18 protein-coding genes are annotated in these 16,383 nt (G+C 33.3%); 10 read left to right on the plus strand and 8 right to left on the minus strand.

Annotated features, from left to right (window positions below):
- Positions 1–480: 480 nt before the first annotated feature.
- Positions 481–696: a DUF2922 domain-containing protein gene (locus P3U32_RS01850; RefSeq protein ID WP_323703911.1), complete on the minus strand. Its 216-nt coding sequence runs from the start codon at positions 694–696 to the stop codon at positions 481–483.
- A 33-nt stretch (positions 697–729) separates the two neighbouring features.
- Positions 730–939: a DUF1659 domain-containing protein gene (locus P3U32_RS01855; protein WP_323703912.1), complete on the minus strand. Its 210-nt coding sequence runs from the start codon at positions 937–939 to the stop codon at positions 730–732.
- A gap of 137 nt (positions 940–1,076) precedes the next feature.
- On the opposite strand from P3U32_RS01855, the gene P3U32_RS01860 reads away from it, so the two are divergent.
- From P3U32_RS01860 to P3U32_RS01900, 9 genes are all read left to right on the plus strand, one after another.
- Entirely contained in the window at positions 1,077–1,628 is a 552-nt protein-coding gene (locus P3U32_RS01860) for a tyrosine-type recombinase/integrase (RefSeq protein WP_323703914.1), read from the plus strand.
- A gap of 18 nt (positions 1,629–1,646) precedes the next feature.
- The gene (locus P3U32_RS01865; protein WP_323703915.1) at positions 1,647–4,046 is read left to right on the plus strand and encodes a DUF4040 family protein; all 2,400 of its coding nucleotides are present in this window, start codon (positions 1,647–1,649) and stop codon (positions 4,044–4,046) included.
- Positions 4,033–4,458 (plus strand): monovalent cation/H+ antiporter subunit B, encoded by a 426-nt coding sequence (locus P3U32_RS01870; RefSeq protein WP_323703916.1) that lies wholly within the window; start codon positions 4,033–4,035, stop codon positions 4,456–4,458. Before P3U32_RS01865 ends, P3U32_RS01870 begins: the two co-directional genes overlap by 14 nt.
- Positions 4,455–4,802: a Na(+)/H(+) antiporter subunit C gene (locus P3U32_RS01875; protein WP_323703917.1), complete on the plus strand. Its 348-nt coding sequence runs from the start codon at positions 4,455–4,457 to the stop codon at positions 4,800–4,802. Before P3U32_RS01870 ends, P3U32_RS01875 begins: the two co-directional genes overlap by 4 nt.
- Positions 4,795–6,291: a Na+/H+ antiporter subunit D gene (locus P3U32_RS01880; RefSeq protein ID WP_323703918.1), complete on the plus strand. Its 1,497-nt coding sequence runs from the start codon at positions 4,795–4,797 to the stop codon at positions 6,289–6,291. The genes P3U32_RS01875 and P3U32_RS01880 overlap by 8 nt, the downstream gene beginning before the upstream one ends.
- Before the next feature lie 2 nt (positions 6,292–6,293).
- Complete coding sequence (locus tag P3U32_RS01885; RefSeq protein ID WP_323703919.1) at positions 6,294–6,776, plus strand: Na+/H+ antiporter subunit E; 483 nt, start codon at positions 6,294–6,296, stop codon at positions 6,774–6,776.
- Positions 6,776–7,069: a Na(+)/H(+) antiporter subunit F1 gene (locus P3U32_RS01890; RefSeq protein ID WP_323703920.1), complete on the plus strand. Its 294-nt coding sequence runs from the start codon at positions 6,776–6,778 to the stop codon at positions 7,067–7,069. The genes P3U32_RS01885 and P3U32_RS01890 overlap by 1 nt, the downstream gene beginning before the upstream one ends.
- On the plus strand, positions 7,047–7,541 hold the full coding sequence (locus P3U32_RS01895; RefSeq protein WP_323703921.1) for a Na+/H+ antiporter subunit G: 495 nt from the start codon (positions 7,047–7,049) through the stop codon (positions 7,539–7,541). Before P3U32_RS01890 ends, P3U32_RS01895 begins: the two co-directional genes overlap by 23 nt.
- 197 nt (positions 7,542–7,738) lie before the next feature.
- Positions 7,739–8,629 (plus strand): DNA/RNA non-specific endonuclease, encoded by an 891-nt coding sequence (locus tag P3U32_RS01900; RefSeq protein ID WP_323703922.1) that lies wholly within the window; start codon positions 7,739–7,741, stop codon positions 8,627–8,629.
- Positions 8,630–9,326: 697 nt separating this feature from the next.
- On the opposite strand, the gene mntC is transcribed toward P3U32_RS01900, so the two are convergent.
- From mntC to P3U32_RS01915, 3 genes are read right to left on the minus strand one after another with little or no spacing between them, the layout of a single operon-like run.
- Entirely contained in the window at positions 9,327–10,244 is a 918-nt protein-coding gene (mntC, locus tag P3U32_RS01905; protein ID WP_323703923.1) for a manganese ABC transporter substrate-binding lipoprotein MntC, read from the minus strand.
- 10 nt (positions 10,245–10,254) lie between these two features.
- On the minus strand, positions 10,255–11,076 hold the full coding sequence (locus tag P3U32_RS01910) for a metal ABC transporter permease (RefSeq protein ID WP_323704827.1): 822 nt from the start codon (positions 11,074–11,076) through the stop codon (positions 10,255–10,257).
- Entirely contained in the window at positions 11,076–11,789 is a 714-nt protein-coding gene (locus P3U32_RS01915; RefSeq protein ID WP_323703924.1) for a metal ABC transporter ATP-binding protein, read from the minus strand. The genes P3U32_RS01910 and P3U32_RS01915 overlap by 1 nt, the downstream gene beginning before the upstream one ends.
- Before the next feature lie 145 nt (positions 11,790–11,934).
- Here P3U32_RS01915 and P3U32_RS01920 point away from each other — a divergent pair, with 145 nt between their 5' ends.
- A complete protein-coding gene (locus P3U32_RS01920; RefSeq protein ID WP_323703925.1) occupies positions 11,935–12,588 on the plus strand; it encodes a metal-dependent transcriptional regulator in 654 nt (217 codons plus the stop codon).
- Between the two features lie 78 nt (positions 12,589–12,666).
- Here the strand turns inward: P3U32_RS01920 and P3U32_RS01925 are convergent, their stop codons facing one another.
- The 3 genes from P3U32_RS01925 to pbp4 form a co-directional block, all read right to left on the minus strand.
- Positions 12,667–13,215 carry a YdhK family protein gene (locus tag P3U32_RS01925; protein ID WP_323703926.1) on the minus strand — a complete coding sequence of 183 codons (549 nt, stop codon included), beginning with the start codon at positions 13,213–13,215 and terminating at the stop codon, positions 12,667–12,669.
- A gap of 953 nt (positions 13,216–14,168) precedes the next feature.
- Positions 14,169–14,918, minus strand: coding sequence for a M50 family metallopeptidase (locus P3U32_RS01930; RefSeq protein ID WP_323703927.1), 750 nt, complete (start codon positions 14,916–14,918; stop codon positions 14,169–14,171).
- A gap of 91 nt (positions 14,919–15,009) precedes the next feature.
- Positions 15,010–16,374 carry a penicillin-binding protein PBP4 gene (gene pbp4 / locus P3U32_RS01935; RefSeq protein ID WP_323703928.1) on the minus strand — a complete coding sequence of 455 codons (1,365 nt, stop codon included), beginning with the start codon at positions 16,372–16,374 and terminating at the stop codon, positions 15,010–15,012.
- Positions 16,375–16,383 lie beyond the last annotated feature (9 nt).

Below are 16,383 nucleotides of genomic sequence, written 5' to 3' on the forward strand. Positions count from 1 at the left end.
CATGCTGTTCCCGCAGGAGTCAGCGCAAAAAAATACTATGGAAAACGTTCTAACGAGATAGTTCTGGGAAACAATCACGTTAGAAAATTTAACGAGATAGAAAGTAAAAACAATCTCGTTAGCGGGGAAATAGCCTGTGAGAAACCCTAAATTAACTACAAAAAGTGAGAAAACAACGCGCTAACGAGATAGTTTCGGAAAACAATCCTGTTAGAAAATCTAACGAGATAGAAAGTAAAAACAATCTCGTTAGCGGGGAAATAGCCCGTGAGAAAGCCTAAATTAACTACAAAAAGTGAGGAAACAATGTGCTAACGAGATAGTTTAAGAAAACAATCCTGTTAGAAATCCTAACGAGATAGTTCTGGGAAACAATCACGTTAGCGTTTCAATCTGTTGTAAAGGTCTTGTCCTTAATCAAAAAAGCACCTGCATTCGTTAAGAATGCAGGTGCTTTTCGTTTAATCATTATACGAATGATTACTTTATAAGCTGGCGGGTAGTTCTTTCTATATATTGTGCGGAATGGACAGATACCAATTCTCCTTTAGATAAATCAAATAAATTTAATTTTATAATTTGCATCATTGCGCTTACAACAATGTCTTGAGTTAAATTTGATTTAGGATTCTGAATTTGAAGGGTGAATGTTTTATCTGTAGATGTTTTAAAGTTAAGTTCTAATACTCTTCTCATAAGTATCACCTCCTTTTATTTTATTATTGGTAATTAATTTTCTATCTGAATGGTTTTGACGATGTAAGCATCTTTGAATTTTTCATCAGATAGGCTTTCGATAATCCCTTTGAAAGATCTAACTTGTTCATGTGTAACATCTAAATTGATGGCATTAAATTTTCTTTGAACAGTTTTCACTTTAGAAGCGTCATCTAAAAATTGGTGCAATAAAATGATATTAATATCTTTGACTTTTGCCATGATTAAAACCTCCTTTCAATATATATATCGAAATGAAACAGGCAAAACGACAAAAAAGTTAGACAAAAATCTTTCATGTTACTCAAATATATATTATTATTAATATGTACCTTTATTAGGAAGGATGGACGACATTCATGCAACAAGTATCTCCAATTAAAAATAAAAGCGACATAAGAGCAATGTATGAAGTACTTAAATCTCATAGCGAAAGAGATTATTTATTATTTAGTTTGGCAATTCATACAGGGATAAAAGTAAATCAATTATTGAATTTAACAGTTCAAGACTTACTTGATGAAGAGAATGATATTAAATATAACTGGATTAATAATGAGAAGGATTTAATTAAAGTTGTTATTCCACTTCATTTAAGATCGAGCCTATCATCATTTATAAGAGAACAAGGATTGGAAAGAGATGATTTTGTATTTATGTCCATCAAAACAAAGAAACAATTGTCGAGACAGCAAGCGTATCGCATTATACATGTAGCTGCTGAAGAGGTTGGATTAAAAAATATCGGTCTATATTCTTTAAGAAAGACCTTTGCATATCATGCATTTAAATCAGGTGTTTCTGTATCAATTATTCAGAAATATCTTGGTCATCAATCTTTAATTGAAACTTTGAAATTTATTGATGTTACAACAATTAAAAAAGAAACGACAATTGAAATTAATATATAGATAGAAAGGAGTTCGTATATGGGGTTAATATGGATATTTTTTATGATCATCGCGGTCATTTGTGCCGTTCTATTGACGATGAAAACCAAATTTAGCCGATTTGCGGGATGGTTAAGTTTGATTGCACCGGTATTAAGTTCGATATATTTTATCAGTCAAATAAAAACCATTTATCAAGGGCATTCGGTTACTTATTTTAAGGCATGGATGCCATTGATTGATGTGAATTTAGATTTAAGGTTAGACGGTTTATCATTAATATTTGGATTGCTTATTTCACTCATAGGTGCGGGTGTTTTCTTATATGCAATCTATTATTTATCTCATAAAAAAAATAATCTCCCAAGATTTTATACTTATTTATTAATGTTTATGTTGGCAATGTTCGGGGTTGTTCTATCGAATAATACAATATTGCTATATACATTTTGGGAACTTACTAGTATTTCTTCATTTTTACTTATTTCATATTGGTATCAAAGGGAAAAGAGTCAGGAAGGCGCACTGAAATCATTTTTAATTACTGTTTTTGGTGGCATGGCTATGTTAATTGGTTTAATCATTCTGTATGTGATTACCGGTACGAATACAATAACGAAGCAAGTCGACATGATCGATCAAATATTTGCATCACCTTGGTTTATATTTGCTGTCTTATTAATTTTATTAGGTGCATTTACGAAGTCGGCTCAATTTCCATTTCACATTTGGCTTCCAGATGCAATGGAAGCACCAACGCCTGTGAGTGCATACTTGCATTCAGCGACGATGGTTAAAGCAGGATTATATTTGTTACTGAGGTTTACACCAATCATCGGTCAAAGTGAATGGGTCGTTTATACTGTCGTTACAGTAGGATTAGTCACATTATTAGTGGGCTCATTTTTCGCTGTCAGTAAAAAAGATTTAAAAGCAATGCTCGCTTATTCTACAATCAGTCAACTCGGTATGATTATGACAATGATTGGTCTTGGATTACTTGCATTTAATGATCAGTTTGAAGTAGATAATGAAATATTTATCGCAAGCTTATTTGCTGCAATCTTTCATTTGATTAACCACGCTATTTTTAAAAGTGTACTGTTTATGGGTGTCGGTATTATTGACCATGAAACAGGAACGCGTGATATTAATAAATTAGGTGGTTTATGGAAGCTGATGCCGATAACAGCAGTCGTTATGGCAATTAGTGCGTTATCCATGGCTGGTATACCTTTATTTAATGGATTTTTAAGTAAAGAGAAGTTCTTCACAAGTCTTGTGGAAACTGGCCATACAGAAATCTTTACTCAAACATTATCGATTGTAATGATTGCTGCTGGTTTTATTGGTAGTATCTTTACATTTGTATACTGTATTAAGCTGATTAAGGAACCATTCTTCGGAACGTTGAATAAGAAACAATTACCAAACGTACCTCGTCATGATGGTGGTGGATTATTAATCGCCCCAATCATTATCGCGATGTTTGTGCTCATTATTTTTTGGATTCCAAATGTTATCGGTGAATATTTAATTGGACCGGCATTACGAGATATATTCCATAATAATGAAATCATGCATCACATTCCTCACATTCAAGCGTGGCACGGATTTACTACAGAGCTATTCTTAACAATAGGTATTTATATCATTGGTTCATTGCTTGTGATTTTACCAAATTGGCAAAAGATCTACAGTAAAATCTCTAAAAAGTTTGAAATCAATCATTTCTATAATAAAGGTATGGCATTTCTTGATTCATTCAGTTCAATTTCGATTCAAGGAATTATGAACAATAAATTGAATCAATATTTACACATCATATACATCATATTCTTCATTATTATGGGATATGGTATTTACCAAGTAGGTATTTATGATATTGCATACTATCATATAACTGCTGCAACACCATTTGAAATTATTATACTGATTAATATCGTAATTGCAGCTATAGCATTAATGTTTATTCGTGAGAGAATGACAATGACGATTTTAAATGGTGTGATTGGATATTCAATCGCTGTTGTATTTATCTTTATGAAAGCACCAGATTTAGCATTAACGCAACTTGTAATTGAAACAATTACGACAGTGTTATTTTTATTAGTGTTTTATCACTTGCCTAACGTTCAAAAAGATAAACCACATGTATTAGGGGAAATTGTGAAATTAACGATTGCCTTCTTGATGGCAGTGTTCGTTGTTATCTTTGTCATAATGATGCAACAAGATAGTTTATTCGACAAAATTTCATTCTATTACAAAAATGCTTATGAATTAGCAGGTGTAAAAAATATAGTAAACGGTATATTAGGTGATTTCCGTGCATTAGATACAATGTTAGAGGGTATCGTCATCTTAATAGCTGGATTAGGTATATATACGTTAGTTAAATTTAAAATAAGAAAGGATGAGCCAAATGAAAGAAAATGATGTTGTATTAGAAACTATATCAAAAATTGCTATATTTATAATTTTGACATTTGGTTTTTACATTTTTCTCGCCGGTCACAATAATCCTGGTGGTGGGTTTATCGGTGGACTTGTATTTAGCTCAGCCTTTATTTTAATGTTTTTAGCTTTTGATGTTGAAACAGTTGTACAATCATTACCATTGGACTTTAGAGCTGTGACTATCATTGGATGTTTAATTTCGATTGGTACAGCAATGACACCAATGTTCTTTGGACATCCGATGTTAACTCATGAAGATGGGTATATTACATTTCCATTATTAGGTGAAATTCACCTTTCAAGCGTTACACTTTTTGAACTGGGTATCTTACTTACAGTTGTAGGCGCAGTTGTAACAATAATGCTTGCGATAAGTGGTGATAACAGTTGAATTTAATATTAGTTATTATAATAGGCGTACTCACATTCGTAGGAACATATATGATTTTATCTAAGAACTTGATTCGAATTGTTATTGGAACAGCTATTTATACGCATGTAGCGAATTTAATGATTTTATCCATGAGTGAATTTGGTGGTAAAAATGTACCATTGATTAATGGAGATGGTAAAGATTTCGTGGATCCACTACCACAAGCGTTAATCTTAACAGCAATTGTTATTGGATTTGCGATTACGGCATTCTTATTAGTACTTGTTTATAGAACATTTAAAATCACAAAAGTGAACAGAATAGAGGCGTTACGCGGTGAGGATGAAGATATAGATGAATAATTTAATATTAATACCAATACTCGTACCTTTGATCACTGGATTAATTTTGTTCTTCTTTAAAGAACGTTTAACACTCACAAGACGTATCGCGATAACGAGTTTACTGTTAACAACGATAGTGACCGGATGGTTATTAATCGAGGTAAGCATGAATAAAGCGTTAGTTATTAATTTTGGGGATTGGCAACCACCATTTGGTATACAATTTGTTGGTGATGAACTTGGTCTACTATTTACTACCGTTTCTTGTTTTGTAGTTACTATTATTATTTATTTTGGTTTTGGTAAAAGAGAACGTGTAGCCAATCACTATTTCCTACCATCGTTTATATTGTTTTTATTAACAGGTGTAAACGGAAGTTTCTTAACAGCGGATATATTTAATTTATATGTTATGTTTGAAATTATGTTATTAGCCTCATTCGTATTGCTTACACTAGGGCAATCAATTGAACAATTGAGAGCAAGTATTATATATGTTGTTATAAATGTCGTGAGTTCGTGGTTCTTCTTAATGGGCATTGCGTATTTATATGGCACGTTAGGTACATTGAACTTTGGACATTTAGCAATGAGAATTAGTGAAAGTAATCAACCAGCTACAACCACTTTAGTCGCTATTATTATGATATTCGTATTTGGCGGTAAAGCAGCACTTGTGATGTTTATGTGGTTACCTAAAGCGTATGCTGCATTGAATACTGAACTAGCAGCGCTATTTGCCAGCCTTATGACTAAAGTAGGTGTATACGCACTAATACGTGTGATGGTACTAATGTTTGATGAAAAACCAGAAGTGACGCATTATCTTTTATACATTATGGCAATCGTTACGATGATTATTGGTTCCATCGGTGTCTTAGGCTTTAAAGATATTAAGAAGATTGCAGCTTACCAAGTTATCTTATCTATAGGTTTTGCGGTATTAGGTTTAAGTGCAAATAATCAAGATGGCATTGCAGGTGCAATATTCTATGTCAGTCATGACATGATTATAAAAACACTACTATTCTTAGTTATTGGGACATTCGTCTTATTAGCTGGAACAAGGTATTATGATCAGTTTGGTGGGTTAATAAAATATTATCCAAGCTTAGGTGTCATCTTCTTTATAACGATATTATCAATTGGTGGTGTTCCACCGTTTAGTGGATTTCCTGGGAAATTATTAATTATTAAAGGTGCATTAGAGAATGGTTATACAATCGGTGTAGTAATCATGGTTATCTCAAGTATCATTGCTATGTATAGTTTGTTAAGGATTTTCCTAGTCATGTATTTTGGAAGAGAGAAAATTCCGCAAGCGAGCTTAGTTGTACTATCGAAGAATAAACTATATGCCATGGTTATATTAACAGTTGCTACAGTAGTATTAGGTTTAGCAGCGCAATACGTTTTAGATATTTCACAAATGGCAGCGCACTTTAATATGGATGAAAAAGCATACTTTAAAGAAGTTATTCCAAATGTAGAAGTGGAGGCGAAATAATAATGGCACAACTATTATTAAACATTTTAATCGCCTTTTTATGGACGTTATTCCAAGATGAAGATAAGTTTCATTTATCCACATTTATTGGAGGATATTTAATTGGTATCTTTATTGTCTATTTAATGCATAGATTTTTTGGACATGTATTTTATTTGAAAAAAGTTTGGGTCGTATTCAAATTTATATGTGTTTATAACTATCAACTTGTCACATCTAGTATGACGACAATCAACTATATATTGTTTAGAGCAGACAAAGTCAATCCAGGATTGGTCACATATGAAACAACTTTAAAGAATGATTGGGCTGTGACATTATTGACGTTACTCATCATGTTGACACCTGGTTCCGTCGTCTTGAGGTTGTCACCAGATGGTAAGCGATTCTTTATTCACGCAATTGATGTTTCTGAAAAAGAAAAACAAATTTTAACGAAACAAATTAAAAAATACGAAAAATTGATCTGGGAGGTGCTTAAATAATGTCAGTTATCATATTAACAATTATTAAAGCAGCACTTGTCATTTATGGGATTGCCATTGTTATTGTGCTTTTCAGAACAATTATAGGACCAACAACTGCCGATAGAGTCATTGCATTTGATGCGATAGGAGCAATATTAATATCTGTCGTTGGTATACTAAGTATTATTTACAATACATTCAGTTACTTAGAAGCAAGTTTAATCATTGCGATACTTGCGTTCTTAAGTACAGTTGGAATATCACGTTTCATAGAAGGAGGTCGTGTCTTTGAATCTAAGCGAGATCGTTAGTTTAATTGCAGCTTTGTCCATACTGTTAGGATCAATTGTCGCGTTAATCAGTGCTATTGGTATAGTGAGATTCAGAGATAGCTTTCTTCGAAGTCATGCAGCAACGAAGAGTTCAACACTCTCAGTATTGCTTGCATTATCGGGCGTGTTTGTTTACTTTTTAGTTACTGAAGAATATTTCAGTGTCCGAACGCTATTAACGATATTATTCCTTTACTTAACGTCACCTGTAGCAGGACATTTAATCATTAGAGCAGCATACAATTCAGGTTCATACATGTATATGAATGCACATACTAAAAAAGGTGCATCTCTGAACTTCAGATACGATAGAAGAGAAACGAAGAAAGATCGTAGACATCGTGCTGAGAAACGACAAATCATGAATGAAGCATTTTCTAAAAATGATACAGAAGTATTGAGTAAATATAAACAAGCAATGAGAAAAGAATCAATGAAAAAAGAAGATTAACTAAGACAATTCATCTTTCAAAGTGAGGTTGGGACATAATGCAATGTCTCAGCCTTTTTTAGTGTCTTGGCAAGGGTAACCTTAGTTATCCTTCTTTTTTAAAAATTATTTATGTATCTTGAAAATATAACCTATGAATAATTAATAAAAAGTGATTTAATTATATAGTTATGTTTAAAATAAAGAGGAGTAATTAAATGAAGAAGTTCAAGTTTCTGTTATCTATAATACTTACCGCTGTTGTATTAGCTGGTTGTGATATAGGTGACGTTATCAAGGAAGAAGCAACAAAAGAACTAAAAGTACAATCTAAAAAAGCATTAGATGATATTCAGAGTGAAACATTTAGTAAATTAACGCCTAAAATTAAAAATAGTAAAGATGACTTATCATTAATCAATGCAGATACTAATGAAGAAAATTATGCCTTTGTTAACGATAATAAAACATCGTTGTCACAAGCAGATCAGCAACTGATTAATCAAAAAGGTAATTCTGAATTTTGGGCATCATATTCTGACTTGGACCAATTAGGACGAGGTGGAAAAGTAACAGCATTAATTACATATCAAGCAGTGTTAAACAACGCGTCAAGTTCTAAAGAAAGACCTCAATTTCATTCAAATGTACATTTAGCTGGCGAATACAAGGATGGTTCTTATGATCCTATGAAACAAACTTGGAGAGGTACACAGTCCAATAATCAAATATTACAATTAGAAGGATATAGAGGTTATATTTATAATAAGTCACATTCACTTGCATGGTCATTAGGTGGAGATATGGAAACACATAATTTAACTTTAGGTACGAGAGAACAGAATGTAGGTTCAAATAGAACGCCAGAAGGTGGAGGGATGGGTTATCCTGAAACTAAAGTGCGTGATGTGATTTACGACAAACCTGATACTAAAGTATTTTATGAAGTGACACCTGTTTATAATGGTGATGAATTATTACCAAGAGGGTCGCATGTTCGTATATATTCAATCAATGACAATGGTCAAACGATCAATATGAACTTGTGGATTTCAAATACACAAAGAGGCGTTCAAATAAATTATAATGATGGAACATATACGTATTAATTGTTTTAAAGATATGAGTGCATTTTGATAATTACGTTCAGATTGTCGACAAAGTATTGTGCTTTGTCGGCATTTTTTATGCGCATGCTTTCCGCGGGCATGTTCTCAGCCTGTAGTCTTCGAATCATGCTGGTCCCGCAGGAGTCAGCGCAAAAAAATGCTGAACATTGCAAGTGAGGGCTGACAAGCAACATTGGAGCGTTGAACATTGCAAGTGAGGGCTGACAAGCAACATTGGAGCGTTGAACATTGCAAGTGAGGGCTGACAAGCAACATTGGAGCGTTGAACATTGCAAGTGAGGGCTGACAAGTAACATTGGAGCATTGAACATTGCAAGTGAGGATCGACATGCAACATTGAAACGTTGAACATTGCAAGTGAGGGTCGACATGCAACATTGGGTATGGGTAACGAGATAGTTCTAGAAAACAATCCTGTTAGAAAATCTAACGAGATAGTTCTGAAAAACAATCCCGTTAGAGCGAAAAGAGCACACAAAAAAAGCTTGATTTACTGCAAAAAATGAGAAAAGAGTACGCTAACGAGATAGTTTCAAGAAACAATCCTGTTAGAAGTTTTAAAGAGACTATTATATAAAAAATTTGTCCATAACATAAAAGAGACTGGGACATATATGTCTCAGTCTCTTTTAGTATTTTGGCAGTAAATTTCTGTACCGCTTCCTGTTTATATAAATTATTTCATACTTTGGTGTATGGCTTTGGCATTGTGTTCCATCATGTTGTAGTAATAATTGCCTTTTGATTTTTTTGTACCAATTGAATCGGTGAAGACTTCATCTTCAATTTTAAGGTTTGTTTCTTCAGCGAGTGTTTGCATGCTTTTCTTATCTACACTTGTTTCGACAACTAACGAGGAGAGCTTATGTTGTTTAACAAATTGTATCGCTTGTTTCATTTGGTCAGGTGTACCTTGTTTTTCTGTGTTTATCTCCCAAATATATCCTGGTTTAATATGATAAGATTTAGCGAAGTATTTAAATGCACCTTCACTTGTTAAAAATGCACGTTTATTTTCGTTGATGTCATTAAATTCGTTTTTCATTTTGTGATGAAGTTGTTCTAATTTTTTCGTGTATTTATCTGAGTTAGATTGATAGTCTTCACGATGATTTTTATCAAGCTTAGTTAAGTGATTGGTTATTGTATTAACATATTTAATACCGTTATCGATACTTAACCAGGCGTGAGGATCGATTTTATTTTTATTGCCTTCTCCACCTTTTAAAAATATTGGATCTACATCTTCAGTAGCTTGAATCACATTTTTATCAGATATCTTTTTGCCTGCTTGTTCTAAAGCTTTCTCAAACCATCCATTTCCGCTTTCAAGATTAAATCCGTTGTAAATGACAACATCTGCATCTGTAAGGTTTTTAATATCTTTAGGTTTAATTTCATATTCATGAGGGTCTTGGCCAATTGGAACAATACTTGTGACGTTAGCATTTGATTTTGTAATTTCTTTCGTCATATCAGCAAGTATTGAATTGGTTGTTACGATTTTTAAATGTGATTGGTCTTTTGTGCTTGATGAACTACAAGCACTTAATATAAAAATGATCGCAATGATTGGAATAAATAATTTTTTCATGATCAATCTCCTATGCAATTTTAAATTTAATTTTATGTATAGCGAATGTACAAATATAAACAGCACAACATACTAATACGATACAAGCGCCACTTGGTAAGTTATAAAGGTAGCTGATATACATGCCACAGGCCGCACATATGGCGCTTATTGTACTCGCGAGTATCATCATTGTCTTTAGTGATTTCGTAATTAAAAATGCTGTTGAACTTGGTGTTATCAGCATGGCAACTACTAAAATAATGCCAACCGTTTGTAGACTTGCAACTGTAACAAGTGCTAACAACATCATTACGAAATAATGAATAACTTTAACATTTAAACCGTTCATTCTTGCTGCTATAGGATCAAATGTTGATAAATGTAACGGTTTATAAAATATCACGACACACATAATGACGATGATACATACGATGCTCGTTGTGTAGAAGGCGTTTGTTGTCACAGCTAATATGTTTCCAAATAAGATGTGATATAAATCAGTCGCAGAATTAATTTGACTGATGATAATGATACCTAATGAAAAGAAAGCTGTGAAAGTAATACCGATTGCTGCATCATTTTTCGTCTTTGAATGTTGTGAAATAAATCCTACTAGAAAACTAGTCAACATGCCTGAAACAAGCGCACCAATAAACATTGGGATATTGAGCATATAACTGATTGCGACGCCAGGTAGGACAGCATGACTCATGGCATCACCCATTAGAGATAAACCTCTGAGTAGGATCAAACTGCCAACAACGCCGCAGACAATACCAACTAATATGGCAGTTAATAACGCTCTGCTTAGAAAATCGTATTGAAATAGTGAAGAGATAAATTCGTTTATCATAATGACTTGCCTTCCTTTAAAAATACTTCTTTAATATTCTCATCTGTTAAAACTTCTGAAGCGGGTCCAAAGTATTTGATGGATTGATTGAGGAGGAGGATTTCATCAAAATATGCTTTGGCTTTTTGAATATCATGATGGACAATAAGAATCAGTTTACCTTCTGATTTCAATTGTCTTAGCGATTGCATCATGATGGCTTCACTCTTAAAGTCTATACCTACAAAGGGTTCATCAAGACATAATAATTCGCTGTCTTTCATGAGTGCTTTTGCTAATAGAACGCGCTGTAATTGACCGCCACTCAGCTGATTCAATGTTCTATCTTTTAAATCAGTAAGTTGTAATTCATTTAAAAGTTGATCGCGTTTTATATAAGCTTCTTTTTTCATAGGTCTAAACCATCCTGAAGTTTGATAATAACCAGTCATGAGACTATCTTTAACGGTAATAGGAAAATCCAAATCAAGTTGATTACGTTGTGGAATGTACGTTATTTGTGTCAGTTGTTGTTTAATCGGTTTGCCATTCCAAAGCGCTTCCCCAGATGTAGGGCATTCACCTAAAATAGACTTAATGAATGATGATTTACCTGCACCATTCGGACCCATAATACCGATTAAAGAACCAGTTGATTCTATTGTTAAGTTGATATCGTGTAGTATATGCTGATACCCAAAGTATAAATCCATATGTTTAACCTGCAACATGTTATCACCTTTTTCTAAAAATAAGTTTAGGTTAGCCTAAACTATAGTTAGATTATATAATATTTTTTGATGAAGTCAAGAGATAGCTTGAGAAAATAAATCATGGTACAATAAAATTAAGATCATAAAAGTGAGGTCAGATTAAATGTTGACTGAAGAACAAGAAGATTATTTAAAAGCAATTTTTGGTTTGAATGGAACAACAGACTACGTATCAAATAAAAATTTAGCAAATGATTTAAACATTAAACCATCATCTGTCAGTGAAATGATGTTGCGTTTGAAAAAAGATGACTATGTTGATATTCGCCCATATAAAGGTGTTAAATTAACAGAAAAAGGATTAAATCATACAGCAAATATTATTAAGAGACATAGATTGATAGAACGATTTTTAATCGAAGAATTAGAATACACATGGGATGAAGTTCATGAAGAAGCAGAAATCTTAGAACACCGTGTGTCTAATCGTTTTATTGAAAAGATTGATAAATTGATGGATTATCCAGACACATGTCCGCATGGTGGAATCATACCAAGAGAAAACCAAATCGAAGAAATTTATAATACTTCACTTAATGAATTTGAGGTTGGGGAAGATATTGAAATTAAACGCGTGATGGATTACGTTAGTTTGTTAGACTATTTAAGCAATCAAGAATTGAATATCGGAGACATCGTCACAATTAGTAAAAAAGACGAACTTAACCAAATTATTGAACTTAAATTAAATGATAAGACAATCATTATAAGTGAAACAAACGCAGCGTATTTGTTTGGTGCTAAAGTCGAAGATTAAATTTAAAAGCGTACGATTTAGAATAGAATTCTAAGTCGTACGCTTTTTATTGTTGTATAGAAATATTTGAGGATCCTATTAACGAGATTTAAGTTCGTCATCTGTCATCCATTTGTGATTTTTAACCATTTTATTGTTTTCAGTTGATTTATAATCCACTATATATACAGTTGTTTTTTGGACATTATCGATTTTAGCCATTGCACCTTTCATACCAGGCATATGGTCAGCTTCTAGTTTAACGGTATCACCTTTTTTGAAACCTGTTTTAGGAGCTTTGGCAATTTCTTCATTCACGACCCATTTGTGGTTCCTAACTTTCTTACCACCATTTTTAGGTGTATAACTTACTTCATATGCATAAGTATTGTAAGCACCCTTAACGGTACCATCCGCATTTTTCATACCGTCCATATGACCTGCAGTAATCGTAACTTTGTCACCTTTTTTAAACTTACTATCGCTTGTAGCTTTCATATTATCAGGAGATGCAGATTCGCTTTTATGATTCATATGCTCCATATGATCCCCTTGTTTGTTAGCTTTAGAATCTTCTTTGCTATCAGTTGAACAAGCCGATAATACTAAGGCAGATGCCATTATAATAAAACTTAATTTCTTAATCATCATTAACAACTCCTATCTTATATATTTTGGTGTAGAACATAGCTTGGTTTGTTGATTGAAAGACAGCAAAAATGTTCTCACTTAGTAATACAATTAGAGTATAACATATACGGGGTAGGGGTATATAATATTTTGTGTCGGAAAAAGGAGAATGATGATTGGAGTCGTAGATTAACTCTTGAATTAAGCGACGAGTTGGGTGAAGTTGTAGATTAACTTTTGAATTAAACGACGAGATGGTCTAAGTTGTAGATTAACTCTGTAATTAAGCGACGAGATGGTCTAAGTTGTAGATTAACTTTTGAATTAAGCGACGAGTTGGGTGAAGTTGTAGATTAACTTTTGAATTAAGCGACGAGATGGTCGAAGTTGTAGATTAACTCCTGAATTAAGCGACGAAATGGCTGAAGTCGTAGATTAACTTTTGAATTAAGCGACGAGATGGTCGAAGTCGTAGATTAACTCTGTAATTAAGCGACGAGATGGTCGAAGTCGTAGATTAACTCTGAAGTTAATCCAAGAGAAGGCTCAAGTCGTGAGTTAACTCTGAAGTTAATCCAAGAGAAGGCTCAAGTCGTGAGTTAACGCCGAAGTTAATCCAAGAAAAGAGGCAAGTCGTGAGTTAACTCTGGAGTTAATCCAAGAAAAGAGGCAAGTCGTGAGTTAACTCCGAAGTTAATCCAAGAAATGGTCGAAGTCGTGAGTTAACGCCGAAGTTAATCCAAGAGAAGAGGCAAGTCGTGAGTTAACTCCGTAGTTAATCCAAGAGAAGGTCGAAGTCGTGAGTTAACGCCGAAGTTAATCCAAGAAATGGCCCAAGTCGTGAGTTAACTCCGAAGTTAATCCAAGAGATGACCGAAGTCGTGAGTTAACTCAGAGGTTAATCCAAGAGTCCGAACAATATATGATCTGATCTATCCAACATATCCCCAAACAAAAAAACATTCACTATTTTATGACCATAAAATAGTGAATGTATACATCACAGCATATACATTAATAGCAATCCAAACGATGCTAAAGAATAATGTAGGTATTTTTGTGAGTTGTCTTAACTGGCTGCCGTCCCATTCTTGATGTCCTCGTGAGAAGGTTAATAAGAAGATAGTAATGCTTGATTGTGCGACTTCTCCTAATAGTGTTCCGAGACTTAAGTGATAAATATATGTCGTGATTTGTCCGAAATTATGTATATTCGGCGCTGTGGTTACTTCATATAAAGCAACTGCCATAACGATTAATATTATTGTTGGAATAAACTTTTTGGAAGTTAATAACACATAATATAAAAACATCAATATGAGTAAGATTAAAAAGACTGGACCAAATGTATGATGTTTAAGCCAAACACCGAGTATAAGCATGATTGGTGGCATTAAATAACCGAAGAGTGTTGTAATGAATTGGTTCCAACTGGATTTTGAACCTGTAATAGCATATCCTTGACGACCAGTTTCTAAGCGTTCTCTTCTTCGCCAAACAACGACTAAATCTTTGGGTTTGCCTCCTGATAGTTTATTAGCAACCACATGTCCCATTTCATGAATTAAGATGGGGAAGTAACCTAATATGATATCTATTAAACTCATTAACGGCTGTTGTCTTCTATGATGTACAAATACGTATATCAATGCAATAAAAACAATGACGATTAATGATAGTTGAATTGGTTCTGATAAAAATTTAGGTAAAAATTGAATCAACAAAAACGCCACCTCGTATAAAATAGTATATAACTATTCTACACTAAGGTGGCGTTTTTGTTGTCGGGCTTAAGACTTATGGTTGTGTTAATTATTTTTTACGTTTAATTAACCAAGTTAATAATAAGATCACACCAGCTAAAAGTAATAATGAAGCTGTTAATATAAGTGGTCTATTGTCTTTACTTGTTACTTTTTCTTTTGTTTCATTGAATTTATGTGTACTAGGTGACTCTACTTTAACAGTAGGTGGGCCATAGCTATCATTAATGAATTCTCGGTCATAATCAATATGTGCCTGTCCATCTTTAAGTACAACTTTATAATCTTGGTCTTTACGAACAACATCATATAAATCTTTCGTTACATAGTATGTTTTGCCGTTGATTTTTTGTTTACCTTTAGATAATACTTTCTTCCATTCATATTCTTTGAAAGATTTATTCATCAAACTATTTCCTATCATATTACGTTGCATTTCACCGCCGACACTATTATAATCACCAGCGCCAAAGAGGATTTGGTTGATTCTTAATCCGTCTCGTTTTGTTGAAAGACTGTGGTTATAGTCTGCGATATCACTTGAACCTGTTTTTAATCCGTCAGTTCCTTTTAAGGACATATCAGCACCCTCAAGTGAGTGATTATAAGTATAATACGTCACGTTATGAACAGTAGGAGCAACGAGTTTTGTGTAATCCAAAATATCAGGATATTGTTTTACTAAATGTTGCGTTAAGATTGCGAAGTCTCTTGAAGTTGTATAGTTATCTTCATCAGTTTGATATCTCTTCGCTTTATATTCTAGTAACAAGTTGTTTGATGCACCATTTGAATTGTAGAATTGAGTATGTTCCATGCCCATTTTCTTCGCTGTTTTATTCATATAATCTACGAAGTCAGAGTCTAGATCTTGTTTTTCTTTCTTAGAGGCTGTATTCTTCTTAGAATCTTTGTCTTCTTTTTCTAATTTCTTCGCTGATGCTAAATCTTCAGCTTTCATCGTTTCTCTACCTAAAATCATAGCTCCAGCGTTAGATGAATTTGATACTGTAATCTGCATTAATTCAGAAATAGTGTATACATCACCAGGGTATAATTTCGTGTTACTTAGTTCTGGTAATGTTGATAAACGATATTCTTCATTTGTCATTTTAACTTTTGCATCTTTTTTAAGTTTTCCGCTATGTATGGCTTTTTCAGTTAAATATAACGTCATCAATTTAGACATACTTGCAGGATACCATTTTGCATCTATTTTATATTGATACAAAATTTGGCCAGTATCAGAACTGTAGTTGACTGCACCCTCTGGCTGATAGATTTCTCCAAGTCCGTGACCATCATCGTTGGCAACTTGTATAGGCGTTTCTGGATTATCAGCGGCGTAAGCGCTTTGTGTGACTGGAATGCTTAATAATAGTAGTGCAATAATTAGTATTAGACTTTTTTTCATGAATAAACC

The organism is Mammaliicoccus sp. Dog046 (assembly GCF_034039665.1).
Lineage (GTDB): Bacteria > Bacillota > Bacilli > Staphylococcales > Staphylococcaceae > Mammaliicoccus.